Consider the following 18018-nt stretch of genomic DNA (forward strand, 5'->3'; position numbering starts at 1 on the left):
GGGTGGAGGAGAAAGAAACAGTAAACAAAAACATAGACAAAAGTAGGCATATATAGTGAAAAGTAATTATGAAACAATATAAACCGAAAGAATTTTCAGAAATGCTTAATGTCTCTGTTAAGACATTGCAAAGGTGGGACAATCAAGTTGTTTTACCTGCTTACCGAAACCCAAAAGGAAGAAGATATTATACAGAAGAACAGTATAAGAAATATATGGGTATTCAAGAAGAACTTATTCAGGATTTAATATCTATCATTCATGTATTTAGCTGTAGAATATACGGGTTGAGAAAATACAAAAAGAAAATGTCGGAGGATGAAGACTTATGAAAAGAGCATATTTAATAGAAATCAAACCGACAACTGAACAAATTAGTAAAATCCGTCAAACTATTGGGGTGTGTCGATATGTATATAACCTGTATATCTCTAAAAATAAAGAGGTATATGAGTCGGAGGGGAAATTTCTTAGTGGTTATGACTTTTCCAAATGGTTAAACAACATTCATACAAAAGAGTGTGACCAGTGGATTAAAGAAGTGTCGAGCAAAGCGGTAAAACAAGCGATTATGAATGGAGATAAAGCTTTTAAGCGGTTTTTTAAAGGTTTATCTAAGTTTCCACGATATAAAAAAAAGAAGAAGCAAGATGTGAAGTGCTACTTTCCGAAAAACAACAAAACAGATTGGACAGTAGAAAGACATAGAGTAAAAGTCCCTACAATTGGTTGGATAAGGTTAAAAGAGTATGGATATATTTCAAAAAATACAATTGTAAAAAGTGGTACAGTATATCAAAGAGCAGGAAGATACTATGTGTCTATACTCTGTGAAGTGAAAGAGGTAAAACCAAATGCAACTCTCAATACAGTAGGTCTAGGAATTGATTTGGGAATTAAAGACTTCGCTGTACGTAGCGATGGAAAAACTCACAAAAATATAAATAAAACAGTACAAGTAAAAAAGATAGAAAAACGGTTAAAACGTGAACAACGCTCTTTATCACGCAAATTTGAAAATATAAGAAAGAGAGGTGAACAACCTGTTACTAATAAAAGAGCGAATATAAACAAAAATATTCTTAGGGTGCAACAACTACATGCTAGGCTAGCAAATATTCGATTAGCGTATGTAAAGTCTATTGTAAATGATGTGGTGAAAACCAAGCCAACGTTTATTGTAGTAGAAGATTTGAATGTGAAAGGTATGATGAAGAACAAACATCTATCTAAAGCTGTAGCGCAACAATGTTTTTATGCTTTTAAAACATGGTTATTAACGAAATGTAGGAGATATGGAATTGAACTACGGCAAGTGGACAGATTCTATCCATCTTCTAAAATGTGTTCATGTTGCGGTCAAAAAAAGTCGGATTTAAAGCTGTCTGACCGAGTATATACATGTGAATGTGGCAATGTAATAGATAGAGATTTAAATGCGTCAATCAACCTTTTACAAGCAAAAAAATATACAATACTAACGTAAATAGATTGTATATATGTACGGTGGGCTACATCGGAATTTACGCCTGTGAAGTGTCACAGCAAACTGTAGTAGCAAGTGATTAGCGAGGCAGGGCACGTAGAAGCAGGAATACTCTAAGAATATACATTTGTCTATATTTTTAGTAGCAGGAACATGAATGGCTGTAAGTAAAATAAAAGTCGCGCGTGTTCAATTAGATTTAACACAGCAACAATTAGCAGAAAAAGTAGGCGTTACAAGGCAAACGATTAGTTTAATTGAGAAGGGGAAATACAATCCATCTTTAGATTTATGTTTAAAAATTTGTTATGCAGTAGATAAAACGTTGAATGATTTGTTTTGGGAGGAAAAGGAGTGGTAGGATGAAAATCGTGAAAGATGAACGTTTAATGATTGAAGGGTTAAAACATATTAGATTAGCTTTCATCTTACAAAATATCGTCATACTAGCTATCGTCTTTTACCGCTATGTCTTGCAAGGGGCAGGATATGAAAGTGTTTCGGATTTATTAATGGTATTTATGGGCGGGATAATAATTATTAACTTTTTAAATCTGAAAAATTCAGTGGAAGTGTATGAGCATACGGGCGGAGTGTCGCGTCGTTATTTTATGAAGCTATTATTCATTCCGGTAGGTATTATTATTGGGATTTTAGCTATTTGTATCGTTGTAACACCAGATATTTCGATAAAGGAAATTAGTATGACAGGACTTATTATGTTTGCTTGTTTTTTAGTTCCAAGTTTGTTTATATACATATATATGAAAAAAATAAAAAGAGAAGATTGAAATATAAGAAAGGCTTTCCCATATTGAGGAAAGCTTTTCTCATATTCTTTTATATAGTACTTTATGAAGGCCAATCGGTTCAATTTCAAAGATTTCACCATATTCCTGAAAGCCTAAGTGTTTGTAATAGTCAGCTACAGTAATTCGGCCATTACACCATAATATATTTGCTTGGCGTTCTTGCAAGATTTGTTCCGCCTTCTGAATTAAGGAGCTTCCAGCACGGTTGTTTCGAAATGCAGGTAATGTTGCCATTCCTCGTAGACGATAATGAATACCCGTTGGTAAGTCGGGATATATTTCTTTTGAGAAGGAAGCGATACTAATTAGTTCATCGTTTATAAATGCGCCTAAGTGGAAGGTGTCTGTTTCATAATCGGAAGGGTATTTACAATCTGCTAATGTTTGATTGGGGCGTAAAATTTTTTGACGTAATACGTAAGTTTCAGATCCCTCAATATTTTTCACGGTAATCATATTAACATCCTTTCTTATAACGCTTTTTCTGTTAATTGTATAAAGAAATAGGCAGGTGCGGCGAGAAGTCCGAGTATGCTAGCAGTTCCAAGAAGGAGTGAAAGTAGGAGGCAAGAATATTTTATTCCATTCGATTTTTTCCATCCGTAACTACAAATCTCAATACTAACACCGATGAGAATAATGGCAACGAGTATTTCGGCTAATAATAAGAGAGCTAAAGTTATAATAGACATAATGTAATCCATCCCCATAATATGTGATAGTAACATTTTACCATATGAAACGGAAAAAATGCCCCTCAATTATGTGAGGGGCATTTTTTTATTCTAATATGTTTTTTAGTGTATCGATATGTTCTTTTGAGCCTGTTACAAGTAATGTATCACCGTGTTGTAGTCTTGTATCCCCATGTGGGATTAATGCTTTATTTCCACGATAAATTTGAATGACTAGTACATCACCTAAAAACGGAAGGCGACGAAGTGCAACGCCGTTATATTTATTGCTCCGTAGTTCAACTTCACGGACTGTTTCGTTTGCTGTTGTAATTAAGCGAACGAGACTAGGTTTATCAATAAGCGCACGTAATAAAATACGTGTAGAGTTAATTGTTGAGAATACAGCGATATGTTCTTGCGTTGCTTTTTCTTGTAGAAGTGGATCTTCTACACTTGCAATAACATGTTCAACACCTAGCTCTTTTGCATGTTCTGCCAATAATAAGTTTTGTTCATCATCACTTGTTGCAACAACGACGCGATCTGCATCAAATGCTGTTTGTTCAGTTAATGATGCGATTGTGATGTCATCCAATTTCACGATAGGGAAGTCGTGCGATTTCGCTTCTTCATCATTTATTTTGTTTTGACGCATCATATATAGCGTTACGTCATAATCTTCTCGTTTTAAATCTAGTGATAACGGAAGGGTAATTCTGCTCGCGCCAATAATAGCTACTTTTGGTTTTGGTGTTTCTACTTTTGGGAACATTTTTTTAAACAATATAGGTGCAAAAATACAAGTAATAACTGCGCTTAAAATAAGAGAGGCAGATAAACTTGGACTGATGATCTCCAGTTTTTCACCAATTTGTGCAGCCGCAATAACTAAAGAAAGTGTCGATGTTAATAAAATTGCACTTCCAAGTACGATATTACGTGGATACCATTTTCTTAAGACGAGTGATGGTAAGAGTTTTGAAATAAAGAGTCCTACAATTAAGATTGGGATCATTAGCATGCTAGAAGGTTCTTTGAAAATAGACCACACCTCTAGATTTACACCAACCATTACGAAGAAAATAGGGATGAAGAAACCGTAGCCGATAGAATCAAGTTTTTCCACCATATCTTCATTTGGTGATAATAACGATACGAGTACACCTGCTAAGAAGGCCCCTAAAATATTTTCTGCTCCAACAGATTCCGATAACCCAACTAAGATTAAAATGAGTGCAAAAACAGCTCGTGTATCAATTTGTACACTACCAGCTTTTAAACTATCTAAGTATGGAATGTTTTTAAAGCGTTTTGCAATAAAGTAAATAACAATACCAGCGCCGAATAGAAGAAGAAGAAGCCACATGCTTTGGCCGCTTTCGGAATTTAATCCGACGAATACAGCGAGTAAAATCATTGTAACTAAATCCGCAATAACAGCGACTAATAAAATGATTTGCCCAATTGCTGTTTTTCCTAAGTTATTCTCTTTTAATGTTGGTACAACAACACCTAAAGAAATAGTTGAAATAATTAAAGTCATGAACATTGCATTATCTACGAATCCTAGCCATACGAATAGTAATGATAGGGCATAAGATAAGGTAACTACTCAGCCACCTTTCGGTGTCTTTTTTAAATTTTACTAGTTTCATATGCCTCCCATTTGTAAATACTGAGTATATCAAACAGGGGAGGTGAATCTTATGGTCGATCGAAAAATTATTTTAGATACATATAAAAAAGGACCTGAAGCTGTTATTTCTTTATTTGAAGAAACATTTTCTAAGTTAGAAAAACGTATACAAGAACTAGAAAATGCTTCAAAAAAAAACTCCAAAAATAGTCATAAGCCACCTTCTACAGATGGTTTGGGTAAGCCCGTTACAAAAAGTTTGCGCAAACCGTCTCATCGTCAAACGGGTGGCCAGTTGGGCCACAAGGGACATACTCTTGGTTTGACAGCGACTCCAGATCATACGATTACACATTCTCCTACATATTGTACTTGTTGTCATACTTCCTTGAACCACGAGCCTGTAAAAGGGTATCGCATTCGCCAAGTGTATGACTTACCACCTATTCAGATCGAAGTGACAGAACATAAAGTAGAACAGAAAGAATGCCCACATTGCCATTCTATCCAAGAAGCCCAATTTCCTTCGACAGTATCTCGTCCTGTTCAATATGGTCCAAATATAAAAAGACTGATTCCCTATTTAACGCATTATCAATGCATTTCTTTGAAGCGAACAAAAGAATTCTTTCAGGATTGTTTTGGACATTCTATAAGCGAAGGAACCCTGGTAAATCATACACAGGCTTTCGCTTCTCAATTGCAGCCATTCATAAAAGAAGTAAAGGAAAAGATTCTGCAGTCTCCTGTTGTCCATTTTGATGAAACTGGTATGCGTGTAGAAAACAAAACACAATGGTTACATACTGCCAGTACACCGGAGGTGACATTGCAACATATTCATCAAAAACGTGGAAAAGAAGCAATGGATGCTGGAGAAATCTTGCCATCTTTTTCTGGAATTGCGATGCATGATGGTTGGAAATCGTATGATGCGTATACAGATTGTCGTCACGTTTTATGTAATGCCCATCTCTTACGAGATTTACAAGGAATTATAGATAGTACTGGAGAACAATGGGCACAACAGATGCAGAAATTTCTAACGCAAGCGTTGACGATGAAAAAGCAATCCGAAGGTACCATGCCAAAAGCGACGCAAAAGAATCTGTTTATTATGTATCAATCCATATTGAAAGAACAACAGATTCTTTCCACGAAACAAAAGAAGAAAGGAAAGCAGACGCCTTCTCAAAATTTATGGAATCGCTTCGTCAAGTATTCTGACAGAATTCTAGCGTTTTTAGAACATCCAGCCATTCCATTTGATAACAATCAAGCAGAACGGGATATTCGGATGACGAAAGTAAAACAGAAAGTGTCTGGGACTTTCCGAAGTAAGAAAGGCGCAGAATCTTTTTGTCAGATACGAAGCTTTATGAGTACCATGAAAAAACAAAAACAATCGGTCTTACAAGCGATAAACCAAGTCATAGAAACTAGAACGGTTCCTTGGAATAACACGACTTCATAAGAGAATTTCTCTATTTGGCATAGATTCTTTCTCTGATTGGAGTATTTTCTTTTCATGTTTTCGAATCGGAAACATGTATTTGGCCTGTTTTTTTATTTGAAGAAGCTGAGTAGTTACAAGATAAGATGAAAATAAATAAGAAGATAATGCTTGCTGCCTGAAATGTATTTGGTTCGTTTGTCGTATTTTTTTTCCCTTTTTGTTTAAAGATAGAAAAATCAATTTCTAAACCGCTTAAGAACATGAGGAAGATAAATCCTAATGTTGATAAAACTTGAAGCCATATATCTGGCTCAATAATATTAAACCCACTTTTACCTACAAAGATTCCTGCAATAATTTCTGCAACGACCACAGGAAGTGCTTTTAATTTAAAGCGTTGTAACAAAAGGGGAACGAAAAACGTGATTGCAACGACAACCATAAGTGATAGAACAGAAGTATGATGTTCCATTGCGTTCTCTCCCTTCAAATAAATATAGTACCTATTTAGCCATATAATAGGTAGAAAAGCAACGCATATGGATTCGATTTCATAAAGAAAGACTTTTCTTAACATTTGTCATAATAAGTATATTTTTCATGATTATGCTGTTAATTCCGTAATGTGGATGTAATAGAAGGGATAAAAAAAGACTGCTGAGGAATCTCAGCAGTCTTTTTCATGTACATTACATTGAGAAGAAGATCCATACAGTTAAACCAACTGTTGCAGTTGCAACGAAGAAACTGTATATCATTGTAAGAATTTGAACTCTTCCTTCTCCTTCTTTTAAATGCATGAACATAATTAATTGCAACAATGCTTGCGCAACAGCCATTATGATAATAGTTGTTAAGACTGTTGAAAGTGGCAATGTTGTGTAAAGTGCCACGTATAACGCTAGAAACGTTAATGCAAGCGATAAAATAAATCCGAAAACGTGTGACCAAGGGAATCCGCTATGCGCATGTCCGTTTGCTTGATTGTTGTTTTGAGCCATTTACGCCACCATCCCGTTCAAGTAAACTAGTGTGTAAATAAAGACCCAAACAAGATCAAGGAAATGCCAGTATAAGCTGATAATGAATACTTTACGAGCTGTAACTGGTGTTAAACCTCGTTTTAAAATTTGGATAATAACACAAATTGCCCAAATGATACCGCCTGTTACGTGGGCTCCATGCGTTCCAAGAAGAACGAAGAATCCAGATAAGAAAGCACTTGTTTGAATTGTTGCGCCTTCACCAATGTACATAATGAACTCTTCGATCTCGAAGAATAGGAAACCTGCACCTAAAAGTAATGTAAGGACGAACCATCCAAGCATCGCTTTTTGGTTATGCTTACGCATTTCATGAATTACGATACCGCATGTAAAACTACTTGTTAAAAGTAGTAATGTTTGAATTAAAAGCGTTTTAAGTTCAAACAATTGCGCTGGTGTTGGGCCATCTGCCGTACGACCAGCAAGGACTAGATAAGAGGCGAAAAGTGTTGCGAACAGCATAATTTCAGCCCCAAGAAAAATCCAGAATCCTAGGATATTCAATCTGCTTTGTTCGGATTGATATTCCAAAGGTAAGCTTTTATCTAAAGCCGCCATGTCATTTCACCTCTCATGCTATATGTTCTGTTTTTTTAATTTCATCAACACTGATATAGTAGCCTTCATCATAATCGAATGAACGATAGATTAAGCAAGCTAAAATACCAATACCACCGATTGCTGCAAGCCAGAACCAGCTAAATACTAATGCGAAACCTGCAAGACCGAAGAATCCAGACGCAATAATAGGCACACCAGAGTTACTTGGCATGTGAATTGGTTTAATATCTTCTGCTGCTGGTGTAACTGTTTCTCCGCGTTTTTTCATGTACCAGAAAGCATCAGCTTCTTTAATTTCAGGAAGCTTCGCGAAGTTGTAATGTTGTACAGGAGAGTGAGTTGCCCATTCAAGTGTACGACCATCCCATGGATCTCCAGTTGTGTCACGTTCACCGTGACGTGCACTCCAAATTACGTTGTAGCAAAGAAGTAGGAAGCCGATACCCATCATTACCGCACCAACAGATGCGATTTGGTTTAGCCATCCCCATCCAAGACTTTCAGAGTAAGTGTACATACGACGAGTCATACCGTCTAAACCTAAGAAGTACATTGGGAAGAAACAGATGTTGAATCCGCTCATAAAGATCCAGAATGTCCATTTACCTAGGCGTTCATTTAACATATGACCAGTCATTTTTGGATACCAGAATGTGAATCCAGCAAGCATAGCGAATACTGTACCTGCGATTAATACGTAGTGGAAGTGAGCGATTAGGAAGTAGCTGTTATGGTATTGATAATCAGCTGCTGCCATTCCAAGCATAACCCCTGTAACCCCACCGACTACGAAGTTTGGAATAAATGCCAATGACCAAAGCATTGGAACTGTAAAACGAATACGTCCTTTATACAGTGTAAACAACCAGTTAAAGATCTTAACCCCGGTTGGAATCGAAATCGCCATTGTCGAAATCGAGAAGAATGAGTTAACCGCTGGACCTGCACCCATCGTGAAGAAGTGGTGAAGCCATACGACGAAACTTAGTAAAGAAATTGCAACCATTGAGTATACCATTGCACTGTAACCGAATAGACGTTTACGTGAGAATGTACTAATGATTTCAGAGAAAATACCGAATGCCGGTAAAATAACGATATATACTTCAGGGTGACCCCATACCCAGAACAGGTTGGCCCATAACATTGGCATACCGCCGCTCGCCATCGTAAAGAAGTGAGCATCGAATAGACGGTCAAATGTCATTAATGCAAGAGCAACTGTTAATACTGGGAAAGCGAAAATAATGATAATTGTTGTAATTAAGATTGACCAAGTAAACATTGGCATTCTCATTAAAGTCATACCAGGTGTACGCATTTTTAAGATAGTAACAAGGAAGTTAATACCGGTCATTAGCGTACCGAGACCTGAAATCTGTAATGCAATTGCGTAGTAGTTATTTCCTACGCCCGAAGTAAACTCTGTACCTGCCATTGGGAAGTAAGAAGTCCACCCAGCGTCTGGAGAACCACCGATTACGAAAGCGATGTTGAATAACATTGCTCCGACAAAGAATAACCAGAAACTTAAAGCATTTAAGAACGGATATGCAACGTCACGAGCACCAATTTGTAATGGTACTACAAGGTTCATTAATCCCATAACGAATGGCATTGCCATGAAAAGAATCATTACTGTACCATGTGTTGTAAAGATCCCGTTATAGTGTTCAGCGTTTAAATAAGTTGTTTCTGGGAATGTTAACTGTGCACGGATCATTAAACCATCCATACCACCACGGAATAACATGATAACCGCAGAAATAATATACATAGCTCCGATTTTTTTATGGTCAACAGTTGTTAACCATTCGTCCCAAAGCCATTTCCATTTTTTATACTTTGTTAGTACGAAAATGATTGCTAATGTCACAAGAACGATAGAAGCGTCTGCACCGTAAATAATCGGGTCACCTGTGACAAAGAATTCATCAAGCTTCACTGTGTTCACTCCAATCTGTTGGAATAATAGCTATTATTTTTTGTTTTTGTAGTAGTTGTAATCACAATATTCAAGTGATTTTGGATCTACATAACTTAAGTGGTGACTAGAGAATGTCATACGACCAACTACACCAGGTTTAACAATTTCGTTGTACTTAGCTTCTGTTAGTTTAGGAGCAGTTTCTTGTACTTCTTTAACCCACTTGTCATATTTCTCTTTAGTTTTTGCTTCAACTTCGAACTCCATGTGTGTGAATCCTTCACCAGAGAAGTTCGCACTACGGCCTAGGTAAGAACCTGGCTTATCAGCTTGTAAATAAAGATCCATAATCATGCCATCCATTGTGTACTTCATACCACCAAGTTCTGGTACCCAGAAAGCATTCATTGGGCCGACAGAAGTCAGTTTGAATTGAATTGGTACACCAGCTGGGATGTTTAAATAGTTAACGGTTTCAATTTTTTCCTCTGGGTAACTGAATAACCATTTCCAGTTTGCAGATGTAACATAAATTTCAACTGGTTTAATATGTTTGGACTCTTTCGGAACCTCTTCCGAAGCATAAGTTGCTTTTACTGTTGGAATCGATAATGCGATAACGATAATAACAGGAACAAGCGTCCAAATAATTTCTAGTAATGTGTTACCGTGTTGTTCAGGTGGCTCATAGTCCATATTCTCTGGTTTTTCACGATAACGAATCAAGATGACTGTAAACAGAATGAATACAATTGCGATAATTAATGACATAAGCAAGAATGACCAAACAATTAAATCATACTGTGCTTTTGCAACAGGTCCTTGCGGATTTAATACTGCGAGTTTTTTATCACAGCCACCGAGGAACAGAAGTAATGATAACGGAAGAAGCGAAGCCAACTTCCAAAACGCTTTCTTTAGTTGCACGATTGAAAATCTCCTTTCTCCTTGGATTGAAACTATGCCAATAAAACAATATAAACCTATTAATTTATAGAAGGCAATAGTTTTTGATATATTGTTAAAAAATAGACACAAATGCACACTTTTTAAGGTGAATATCATTTGTAACTTGATTACATTGTAAACTATTTTCCAGAGAAAAACGTGATTGTGAAAATTTTAAGATAAATAAAGTTATACCAGGATATCCAAGAAATAGAAAAAAGCTATCTTATCATAAGAAAGATAGCTGAATATTTTGTATATTTAGTTTATTTCTCGTATGACAGTTCGTGGCTGTTCAAGTGTGACAATTTTTTTATATTTAACTTGATATAAAATGTAACAAATAATCATAAATGGAATGCCACAATAAAGAGCAATTCTTTGATCTGGAATGAAAGCCAAACTAACAAATGTAATGAAATTCAGCGAAAACGCTACGATTGGAACTAGTGGATAGAGCGGTGTACGATATTTTAAATCATTTATGGTAACTACTCAGCCACCTTTCGGTGTCTTTTTTAAATTTTACTAGTTTCATATGCCTCCCATTTGTAAATACTGAGTATATCAAACAGGGGAGGTGAATCTTATGGTCGATCGAAAAATTATTTTAGATACATATAAAAAAGGACCTGAAGCTGTTATTTCTTTATTTGAAGAAACATTTTCTAAGTTAGAAAAACGTATACAAGAACTAGAAAATGCTTCAAAAAAAAACTCCAAAAATAGTCATAAGCCACCTTCTACAGATGGTTTGGGTAAGCCCGTTACAAAAAGTTTGCGCAAACCGTCTCATCGTCAAACGGGTGGCCAGTTGGGCCACAAGGGACATACTCTTGGTTTGACAGCGACTCCAGATCATACGATTACACATTCTCCTACATATTGTACTTGTTGTCATACTTCCTTGAACCACGAGCCTGTAAAAGGGTATCGCATTCGCCAAGTGTATGACTTACCACCTATTCAGATCGAAGTGACAGAACATAAAGTAGAACAGAAAGAATGCCCACATTGCCATTCTATCCAAGAAGCCCAATTTCCTTCGACAGTATCTCGTCCTGTTCAATATGGTCCAAATATAAAAAGACTGATTCCCTATTTAACGCATTATCAATGCATTTCTTTGAAGCGAACAAAAGAATTCTTTCAGGATTGTTTTGGACATTCTATAAGCGAAGGAACCCTGGTAAATCATACACAGGCTTTCGCTTCTCAATTGCAGCCATTCATAAAAGAAGTAAAGGAAAAGATTCTGCAGTCTCCTGTTGTCCATTTTGATGAAACTGGTATGCGTGTAGAAAACAAAACACAATGGTTACATACTGCCAGTACACCGGAGGTGACATTGCAACATATTCATCAAAAACGTGGAAAAGAAGCAATGGATGCTGGAGAAATCTTGCCATCTTTTTCTGGAATTGCGATGCATGATGGTTGGAAATCGTATGATGCGTATACAGATTGTCGTCACGTTTTATGTAATGCCCATCTCTTACGAGATTTACAAGGAATTATAGATAGTACTGGAGAACAATGGGCACAACAGATGCAGAAATTTCTAACGCAAGCGTTGACGATGAAAAAGCAATCCGAAGGTACCATGCCAAAAGCGACGCAAAAGAATCTGTTTATTATGTATCAATCCATATTGAAAGAACAACAGATTCTTTCCACGAAACAAAAGAAGAAAGGAAAGCAGACGCCTTCTCAAAATTTATGGAATCGCTTCGTCAAGTATTCTGACAGAATTCTAGCGTTTTTAGAACATCCAGCCATTCCATTTGATAACAATCAAGCAGAACGGGATATTCGGATGACGAAAGTAAAACAGAAAGTGTCTGGGACTTTCCGAAGTAAGAAAGGCGCAGAATCTTTTTGTCAGATACGAAGCTTTATGAGTACCATGAAAAAACAAAAACAATCGGTCTTACAAGCGATAAACCAAGTCATAGAAACTAGAACGGTTCCTTGGAATAACACGACTTCATAAGAGAATTTCTCTATTTGGCATAGATTCTTTCTCTGATTGGAGTATTTTCTTTTCATGTTTTCGAATCGGAAACATGTATTTGGCCTGTTTTTTTATTTGAAGAAGCTGAGTAGTTACCATTTATGTTGCCACCGTTTTTCACGAAATTTCTACGGAAGAAAAACTGTGAAGCGGCGATTGACATCCAAACGACAACGGCAGCCATTGCTGCAATAGATGTTAAAACTAGAAAGACAGTATCTGCCGCAAATACACTTGTTAGTAAGGACAGGCTAGCGAAAATTAGGCTGAAAATTAATGCATTTAGCGGTACACCTTTTTTAGTTAATTTCGTAAATGCTGGACTTGCCATTCCTTGTTTTGCCATCGCCCACAGCATACGAGAATTTGCGTAGAGACCAGAGTTAGCAACGGATAATACAGCTGTAATAATAACAAAGTTCATAATGTCTGCTGCATATGGGACACCGGCTACATCAAATACAAGTACAAAGGGACTTTCGACTAGATTAGCCTCTTGCCATGGGAGTAAACCTACAACAACTGATATCGCTAAGACGAAGAAGAAGAGAGTTCGCCAAATTGTGTTTTTAATTGCTTTTGGAATTGTTTTTTCAGGATTTTCACTTTCGCCTGAAGCGATTCCGATTAATTCTGTTCCTTGGAAGGAGTAATTTACTGTAATCATCGTAAGAAGAACAGCTAATGCACCATTTGGAAATAGCCCGCCATTTTCAGTGAAATTATGAAGCATTGGAGCTGGCTTTCCATTAAAGTCTAGTAGACCGAACATAACAGCGCCGCCAAGTACGATGAAAATAACAATTGTTGCGACTTTTACACTTGCGAACCAAAACTCTGCTTCTGCATATGCTTTTGCTGATAAAGCGTTTACGAGGAAGAGTGCTGCTGCAAATGTAACGCACCAAATCCAGGAAGAAACGTCTGGAAACCAGCGTTTCATTAAAATACTTACAGTTGTTAACTCTACGCCAACTGTAACAGCCCAATTTAACCAATACATCCAACCGACAACAAATCCAAAACCAGGTGAAATGAATTTGCTTGCATAACTTTGGAATGAACCTGCTTCTGGCATAGCGACGGATAATTCACCAAGACATAACATCGTTAAATACATAACAAATCCACCGACTAAAAATGCGAGAATAGCACCGCCAGGTCCGGCATTATGGACAATTTGACCAGATCCCATAAATAACCCGGTTCCGATAACACCGCCGAGTGCAATCATAAATAGGTGTCTACTTTTCATTGTTCGTTTTAAATCTGTTTGTTCAATTTGTTGATTCATATGCCCCTCACCCCGTATTTTCTTGAATGTGTGAACTTCGTTTTATTCTGAGTTTTTAATCATTAGTGGGGGATGCAACACACACTCGGTTTATTTGCTATGAAATGAATGGAGTATGTAAAAAAACGAACTATGACTAAATACTCTAAGAATGTTTGTTAACATGGTGATATCTTCACTATGTTAACAATTTTGATTTTAGCAAAATATTCTGTAAATGTATATTTATTTTTCTTTTTATTAAAAATAATTAGAATTTTTATAATTAATTCTATGAGCGATAATTCACATGATCTTTCTAGCAAACTAGTAAGAAGAAGGGTACAATGATAAGAGGTGTATCTGTAAAATAATAATTAATGGAGTTTTGTTTATAATGAAAAAGTTAAAATATCTTTTTGTTTTTGGGATTATACTTGCTGCTGCATTTTTTATAGGAAAAGATAAAATCATGCAAAAGGCGCAAGTTCTACGCTTAGAGTTTCTATCTGAAATGAAAGAAGCAGCTATGATTGAAGATGTTCCGTTTATTAAACAATTACCAGAATTGCCTAGAGGGTGTGAAGTGACAAGTTTAGCTATGTTGCTGCAATATAAAGGTGTACAAGTAGATAAGATGCAACTTGCTAGCGAAATTCATCGTGTTCCATTTGAACAAAATGGTTTGCGTGGAAATCCTTACGAGGGATTTGTGGGAAATATTTATACAAAGGCAGAGCCTGGATATGGTGTATACAATAAACCAATCTTTGATTTAGCAGAAAAATATGTTCCTGAAAAAGTAATTAATTTAACAGGTAGAGACATGCAAGATATATATAAAGTAATTAGTTCTGGCTCTCCGGTATGGGTCATTATTAATACGACGTTTAAGCCGCTAGCTGAAAGTAGTTTTGAAACATGGAATACGAGTTCAGGCGAAGTGAAAATTACATATTATGAGCATAGTGCAGTAGTAATTGGATATGATCAAAACTTTGTATATGTAAATGATCCTCTTAAAAATAATCCACGTTTGGCTGTTCCGCGAACAGAATTTGAGAAAGCTTGGGAGCAAATGGGAAAACAAGCAATTACTATTTTATAATAATGAAAAAGTCATCTTTGGGATGGCTTTTTCTTTTTGGTTTATTAACACTGAAAATTCAGAAGATTCTTTTAAAAGTTAACGATTCACGTTATAATAACATTTAACTTGGTGAAGAAGGGGAGAAGAGAAATGGATGTTGCAAAGGAACTTGTTTTGTCAAAAAATCAGTTAGTTGAGTGGAGAAGGCATTTTCATAAGTATCCAGAGTTATCTTTTCAAGAAGAGAAAACATCGCAGTTTGTGTTCGATATACTTCGGAAATTCCCATATTTAGAAGTGTCACGGCCGACTAAATATAGTGTGATGGCAAAGCTAGTAGGTAAACATCCGGGCAAAACAGTTGCGATTCGAGCCGATATGGATGCTCTTCCTATTCATGAAGAAAATGAGTTTGATTTTATTTCTACATATAAAGGTGTAATGCATGCATGTGGTCATGATGGACATATAGCGATATTACTTGGGGTTGTACATAAGTTGGTAGAAGAAAGAGAGAAGATTAAAGGGGAGATTCGTTTTCTATTCCAACATGCTGAAGAGAATTTTCCTGGTGGTGCAGAGGAGATGGTTGCTGCAGGTGTAATGGAAGGTGTGGATTATATTATTGGTGCTCACCTTTGGGCGTCGTTAGAGGTTGGGAAAATAGGTGTTATTTATGGTCCTGCAATGGCTGCACCGGATGTTTTTAAAATTAAGATAGAGGGAAAAGGTGGACATGCTGGAATCCCTCATGAAACGGTGGATAGTATTGCAATCGGAACACAAGTCGTTTCGCAACTTCAGCAAATTGTATCTCGCCTCACGAATCCATTAGATTCTCTCGTAATATCTGTTACGCAATTTCATGCTGGGACAACTCATAATGTAATACCAGAGCAAGCTGAGATTGAAGGGACAGTAAGAAGTTTAAGACATGAATTACGAGGTGAAACAGAGAAGAAGATTGAGCGGATTGTGAAGCATATTACGGAATCTTACGGAGCAAAATATACATTTTCATATGAATATGGATATCGACCAGTTGTAAATGATTATGAAGCTACAGAGCTTATTGAACAAACGGCATTACAACTTTATGGAAGGGATAGAGTTGTTCGTTTACAGCCGACGATGGCTGGAGAAGATTTTTCAGCGTTTTTACAAAAGGCACCGGGGACATTCTTTTTTATCGGAGCGGGAAATAAAGAGAAAGGTATTATATATCCTCACCATCACCCTCGTTTTACGATTGACGAAGATGCATTACCGATTGGAGTGGAAGTCTTTGTATCAGCCATTATGAACTTTATAAGTAAAGGAGAATGAGATGAAGAAAATACACATTCTAGCGCTTATCCCAGTTCTTTGTTTAGTAGTTGGGCCAATATTTGCGAATTCAGTTACTCCTTACGTATTAGGGATGCCATTTTTATTATTTTGGGTATTATTATCAGTGTTTATTACATCTTTTTGTATGGGGCTTGTGTACGTGTTTGATCCTGCTAATAAGGAGGATGTAAAATGACTGCATTACTTATCATTATTTTATTTTTGTTTCTCGCACTATTTTTAGGGGTTCGGGCACAACATGGAAAAGATATGAATTTAGAACAATGGTCAGTTGGAGGAAGAGGATTTGGCACTATTTTTGTTTTTCTCCTTATGGCAGGTGAAATTTATACGACGTTTACATTTTTAGGGGGAAGCGGCTGGGCGTATAGTAAAGGAGCACCTACCTTTTATATTTTGGGATATGGTGCTTTAGCTTATCTTTTATCGTATTTTTTATTGCCACCCATTTGGAAGTATGCGAAAGAGCATAACCTTGTTTCACAGTCAGATTTTTTTGCGAAGAAATATAGAAGTAAAGCGCTTGGACTTATTGTTTCGATTGTTGGTGTTGTTTCCATTATCCCATATCTTGTTTTACAGTTAAAAGGACTGGGAATTATCGTTTCAGAAGCTTCTTACGGAAGGGTGTCACCTGTTGTTGCAGTATGGATCGGTGCTATTGTTATAACTATATATGTAATGGTTTCAGGTATACATGGTTCGGCTTGGACGGCTGCTTTGAAGGATATTATGATACTGTTTATCGTTATGTTTTTAGGTATATATTTGCCGTATCATTATTATGGAGGATTTCAGCCGATGTTTGAGGCTGTAGAGGCAGCGAAACCGGGATTTTTATCTTTACCTGAAGAAGGAATGAGTATTTCTTGGTTTGTTTCTACTATTATATTAACGGCCCTCGGTTTTTATATGTGGCCTCATACATTTGCTTCTGCTTTTTCTGCAAAAAATGAAAAAGTATTTCGTAAAAATGCAGCAATTATGCCATTGTATTCTTTAGTTTTACTTTTCGTATTTTTTGCAGGATTTGCTGCTATATTGCAAGTTCCTGGGTTAAAGGGAGCGGATGTAGATCTTTCGTTATTCCGTCTTGCTTTACAAACTTTTGATCCTTGGTTTATTGGAATTATTGGTAGTGCGGGAGTATTAACGGCATTAGTTCCAGGGTCTATGCTTGTTATGGCGGCTTCTACACTGTTAGCAAAAAATATTTACCGAACGATAGTCCCGTCTGCTTCAGATAGACAAGTTGCTAAGATGGCAAAATTATTTGTGCCTGTAGTAACGCTCGTGGCAGTTTTATTTACATTTAAAGGAGGAGAAACAATAGGAGCACTTCTATTAATGGGATACAGTATCGTTACACAACTTTTCCCTGCACTTGTATGTAGCTTGTTTCCACGTCAAATTATTACGAAGCAAGGGGCGATTGCAGGAATGGGAGTTGGGCTATTAGTGGTCGCATATATTACCTTATCTGGTTCAACTATAGCCACGATGTTTCCGAGTTTCCCGCAGTATATAAAAGATTTGAATGTAGGTATAGTCGCATTGTTGATTAATATAATTGTGATGTTTGTAGTTAGTGGATTTACAAAAGGTGTATTTATAAAGAAAAACACTATAATAGTAGAAAAGTAATTCGTTTATCCTGCATTAACGGGCAGTGAGACCCCCACCTCAAAATTCAGCGGAAGCAAAGAAGTTAGGTGGGGGCCCTGCTGCCTGTAAAAGCCCGA

Annotated in this window: 15 protein-coding genes and 6 pseudogenes; 11 read left to right on the forward strand and 10 right to left on the reverse strand. The window is 36.6% G+C overall.

What is annotated here, in order from left to right; genetic code table 11:
• Positions 1 to 68: 68 nt before the first annotated feature.
• The 5 genes and pseudogenes from MHH55_RS36490 to MHH55_RS25155 form a co-directional block, all read left to right on the forward strand.
• A pseudogene (locus MHH55_RS36490) lies at positions 69 to 197 on the forward strand (MerR family transcriptional regulator); the annotation flags it as partial.
• 27 nt (positions 198 to 224) lie between these two features.
• A pseudogene (locus tag MHH55_RS36495) lies at positions 225 to 332 on the forward strand (IS607 family transposase); the annotation flags it as partial.
• Complete coding sequence (locus MHH55_RS25145; protein WP_042884452.1) at positions 329 to 1486, forward strand: RNA-guided endonuclease InsQ/TnpB family protein; 1158 nt, start codon at positions 329 to 331, stop codon at positions 1484 to 1486. The pseudogene MHH55_RS36495 and the gene MHH55_RS25145, both read left to right, overlap by 4 nt.
• Before the next feature lie 157 nt (positions 1487 to 1643).
• Positions 1644 to 1847 (forward strand): helix-turn-helix transcriptional regulator, encoded by a 204-nt coding sequence (locus MHH55_RS25150; protein ID WP_000301183.1) that lies wholly within the window; start codon positions 1644 to 1646, stop codon positions 1845 to 1847.
• Between the two features lies 1 nt (position 1848).
• Entirely contained in the window at positions 1849 to 2277 is a 429-nt protein-coding gene (locus MHH55_RS25155; RefSeq protein WP_000706629.1) for a hypothetical protein, read from the forward strand.
• A 39-nt stretch (positions 2278 to 2316) separates the two neighbouring features.
• On the opposite strand, the gene MHH55_RS25160 is transcribed toward MHH55_RS25155, so the two are convergent.
• From MHH55_RS25160 to MHH55_RS25170, 3 genes and pseudogenes are all read right to left on the reverse strand, one after another.
• Positions 2317 to 2754 carry a GNAT family N-acetyltransferase gene (locus tag MHH55_RS25160; RefSeq protein ID WP_000633767.1) on the reverse strand — a complete coding sequence of 146 codons (438 nt, stop codon included), beginning with the start codon at positions 2752 to 2754 and terminating at the stop codon, positions 2317 to 2319.
• 14 nt (positions 2755 to 2768) lie between these two features.
• Complete coding sequence (locus MHH55_RS25165; protein WP_000926991.1) at positions 2769 to 3026, reverse strand: DUF4022 family protein; 258 nt, start codon at positions 3024 to 3026, stop codon at positions 2769 to 2771.
• 52 nt (positions 3027 to 3078) lie between these two features.
• Positions 3079 to 4587 (reverse strand): annotated as a pseudogene (locus tag MHH55_RS25170) (monovalent cation:proton antiporter family protein); the annotation flags it as partial.
• A 94-nt stretch (positions 4588 to 4681) separates the two neighbouring features.
• On the opposite strand from MHH55_RS25170, the gene tnpC (MHH55_RS25175) reads away from it, so the two are divergent.
• Entirely contained in the window at positions 4682 to 6085 is a 1404-nt protein-coding gene (gene tnpC / locus MHH55_RS25175; RefSeq protein WP_100910632.1) for an IS66 family transposase, read from the forward strand.
• Between the two features lie 118 nt (positions 6086 to 6203).
• Here the strand turns inward: tnpC (MHH55_RS25175) and MHH55_RS25180 are convergent.
• The 6 genes and pseudogenes from MHH55_RS25180 to MHH55_RS25205 form a co-directional block, all read right to left on the reverse strand.
• A pseudogene (locus tag MHH55_RS25180) lies at positions 6204 to 6539 on the reverse strand (cation:proton antiporter domain-containing protein); the annotation flags it as partial.
• 217 nt (positions 6540 to 6756) lie between these two features.
• On the reverse strand, positions 6757 to 7068 hold the full coding sequence (qoxD, locus tag MHH55_RS25185; RefSeq protein WP_000068425.1) for a cytochrome aa3 quinol oxidase subunit IV: 312 nt from the start codon (positions 7066 to 7068) through the stop codon (positions 6757 to 6759).
• Positions 7069 to 7671, reverse strand: a complete 603-nt coding sequence (qoxC, locus tag MHH55_RS25190) for a cytochrome aa3 quinol oxidase subunit III (protein ID WP_000729317.1) — start codon at positions 7669 to 7671, stop codon at positions 7069 to 7071.
• A 13-nt stretch (positions 7672 to 7684) separates the two neighbouring features.
• Positions 7685 to 9619, reverse strand: a complete 1935-nt coding sequence (gene qoxB / locus MHH55_RS25195) for a cytochrome aa3 quinol oxidase subunit I (RefSeq protein ID WP_000762366.1) — start codon at positions 9617 to 9619, stop codon at positions 7685 to 7687.
• Between the two features lie 33 nt (positions 9620 to 9652).
• On the reverse strand, positions 9653 to 10528 hold the full coding sequence (locus tag MHH55_RS25200; protein ID WP_001176165.1) for a cytochrome aa3 quinol oxidase subunit II: 876 nt from the start codon (positions 10526 to 10528) through the stop codon (positions 9653 to 9655).
• Positions 10529 to 10810: 282 nt separating this feature from the next.
• Positions 10811 to 11035 (reverse strand): annotated as a pseudogene (locus tag MHH55_RS25205) (amino acid permease); the annotation flags it as partial.
• Positions 11036 to 11138: 103 nt separating this feature from the next.
• On the opposite strand from MHH55_RS25205, the gene tnpC (MHH55_RS25210) reads away from it, so the two are divergent.
• Complete coding sequence (gene tnpC, locus MHH55_RS25210; RefSeq protein ID WP_100910632.1) at positions 11139 to 12542, forward strand: IS66 family transposase; 1404 nt, start codon at positions 11139 to 11141, stop codon at positions 12540 to 12542.
• Positions 12543 to 12660: 118 nt separating this feature from the next.
• On the opposite strand, the pseudogene MHH55_RS25215 reads toward tnpC (MHH55_RS25210), so the two are convergent.
• Positions 12661 to 13857 (reverse strand): annotated as a pseudogene (locus MHH55_RS25215) (amino acid permease); the annotation flags it as partial.
• A gap of 376 nt (positions 13858 to 14233) precedes the next feature.
• On the opposite strand from MHH55_RS25215, the gene MHH55_RS25220 reads away from it, so the two are divergent.
• From MHH55_RS25220 to MHH55_RS25235, 4 genes are all read left to right on the forward strand, one after another.
• A complete protein-coding gene (locus MHH55_RS25220; protein ID WP_000734490.1) occupies positions 14234 to 14944 on the forward strand; it encodes a C39 family peptidase in 711 nt (236 codons plus the stop codon).
• A gap of 132 nt (positions 14945 to 15076) precedes the next feature.
• Positions 15077 to 16252, forward strand: a complete 1176-nt coding sequence (locus MHH55_RS25225; protein ID WP_000382128.1) for an amidohydrolase — start codon at positions 15077 to 15079, stop codon at positions 16250 to 16252.
• Position 16253: 1 nt separating this feature from the next.
• A complete protein-coding gene (locus tag MHH55_RS25230; RefSeq protein WP_000719833.1) occupies positions 16254 to 16451 on the forward strand; it encodes a DUF3311 domain-containing protein in 198 nt (65 codons plus the stop codon).
• Positions 16448 to 17920 (forward strand): sodium:solute symporter family protein, encoded by a 1473-nt coding sequence (locus MHH55_RS25235; RefSeq protein WP_063225511.1) that lies wholly within the window; start codon positions 16448 to 16450, stop codon positions 17918 to 17920. Before MHH55_RS25230 ends, MHH55_RS25235 begins: the two co-directional genes overlap by 4 nt.
• The last annotated feature ends 98 nt before the right edge of the window (positions 17921 to 18018 follow it).

It is taken from the genome of Bacillus sp. FSL K6-2944, assembly GCF_038005385.1.
Lineage (GTDB): Bacteria > Bacillota > Bacilli > Bacillales > Bacillaceae_G > Bacillus_A > Bacillus_A cereus.

Coding starts and splice junctions, on each gene's coding strand:
- MHH55_RS25145 (WP_042884452.1), top strand. CDS start 329: ATGAAAAGAGCATATTTAATAGAAATCAAACCGACAACTGAACAAATT.
- MHH55_RS25150 (WP_000301183.1), top strand. CDS start 1,644: ATGGCTGTAAGTAAAATAAAAGTCGCGCGTGTTCAATTAGATTTAACA.
- MHH55_RS25155 (WP_000706629.1), top strand. CDS start 1,849: ATGAAAATCGTGAAAGATGAACGTTTAATGATTGAAGGGTTAAAACAT.
- MHH55_RS25160 (WP_000633767.1), bottom strand. CDS start 2,754: ATGATTACCGTGAAAAATATTGAGGGATCTGAAACTTACGTATTACGT.
- MHH55_RS25165 (WP_000926991.1), bottom strand. CDS start 3,026: ATGTTACTATCACATATTATGGGGATGGATTACATTATGTCTATTATA.
- tnpC (WP_100910632.1), top strand. CDS start 4,682: ATGGTCGATCGAAAAATTATTTTAGATACATATAAAAAAGGACCTGAA.
- qoxD (WP_000068425.1), bottom strand. CDS start 7,068: ATGGCTCAAAACAACAATCAAGCAAACGGACATGCGCATAGCGGATTC.
- qoxC (WP_000729317.1), bottom strand. CDS start 7,671: ATGGCGGCTTTAGATAAAAGCTTACCTTTGGAATATCAATCCGAACAA.
- tnpC (WP_100910632.1), top strand. CDS start 11,139: ATGGTCGATCGAAAAATTATTTTAGATACATATAAAAAAGGACCTGAA.
- MHH55_RS25220 (WP_000734490.1), top strand. CDS start 14,234: ATGAAAAAGTTAAAATATCTTTTTGTTTTTGGGATTATACTTGCTGCT.
- MHH55_RS25225 (WP_000382128.1), top strand. CDS start 15,077: ATGGATGTTGCAAAGGAACTTGTTTTGTCAAAAAATCAGTTAGTTGAG.
- MHH55_RS25230 (WP_000719833.1), top strand. CDS start 16,254: ATGAAGAAAATACACATTCTAGCGCTTATCCCAGTTCTTTGTTTAGTA.
- MHH55_RS25235 (WP_063225511.1), top strand. CDS start 16,448: ATGACTGCATTACTTATCATTATTTTATTTTTGTTTCTCGCACTATTT.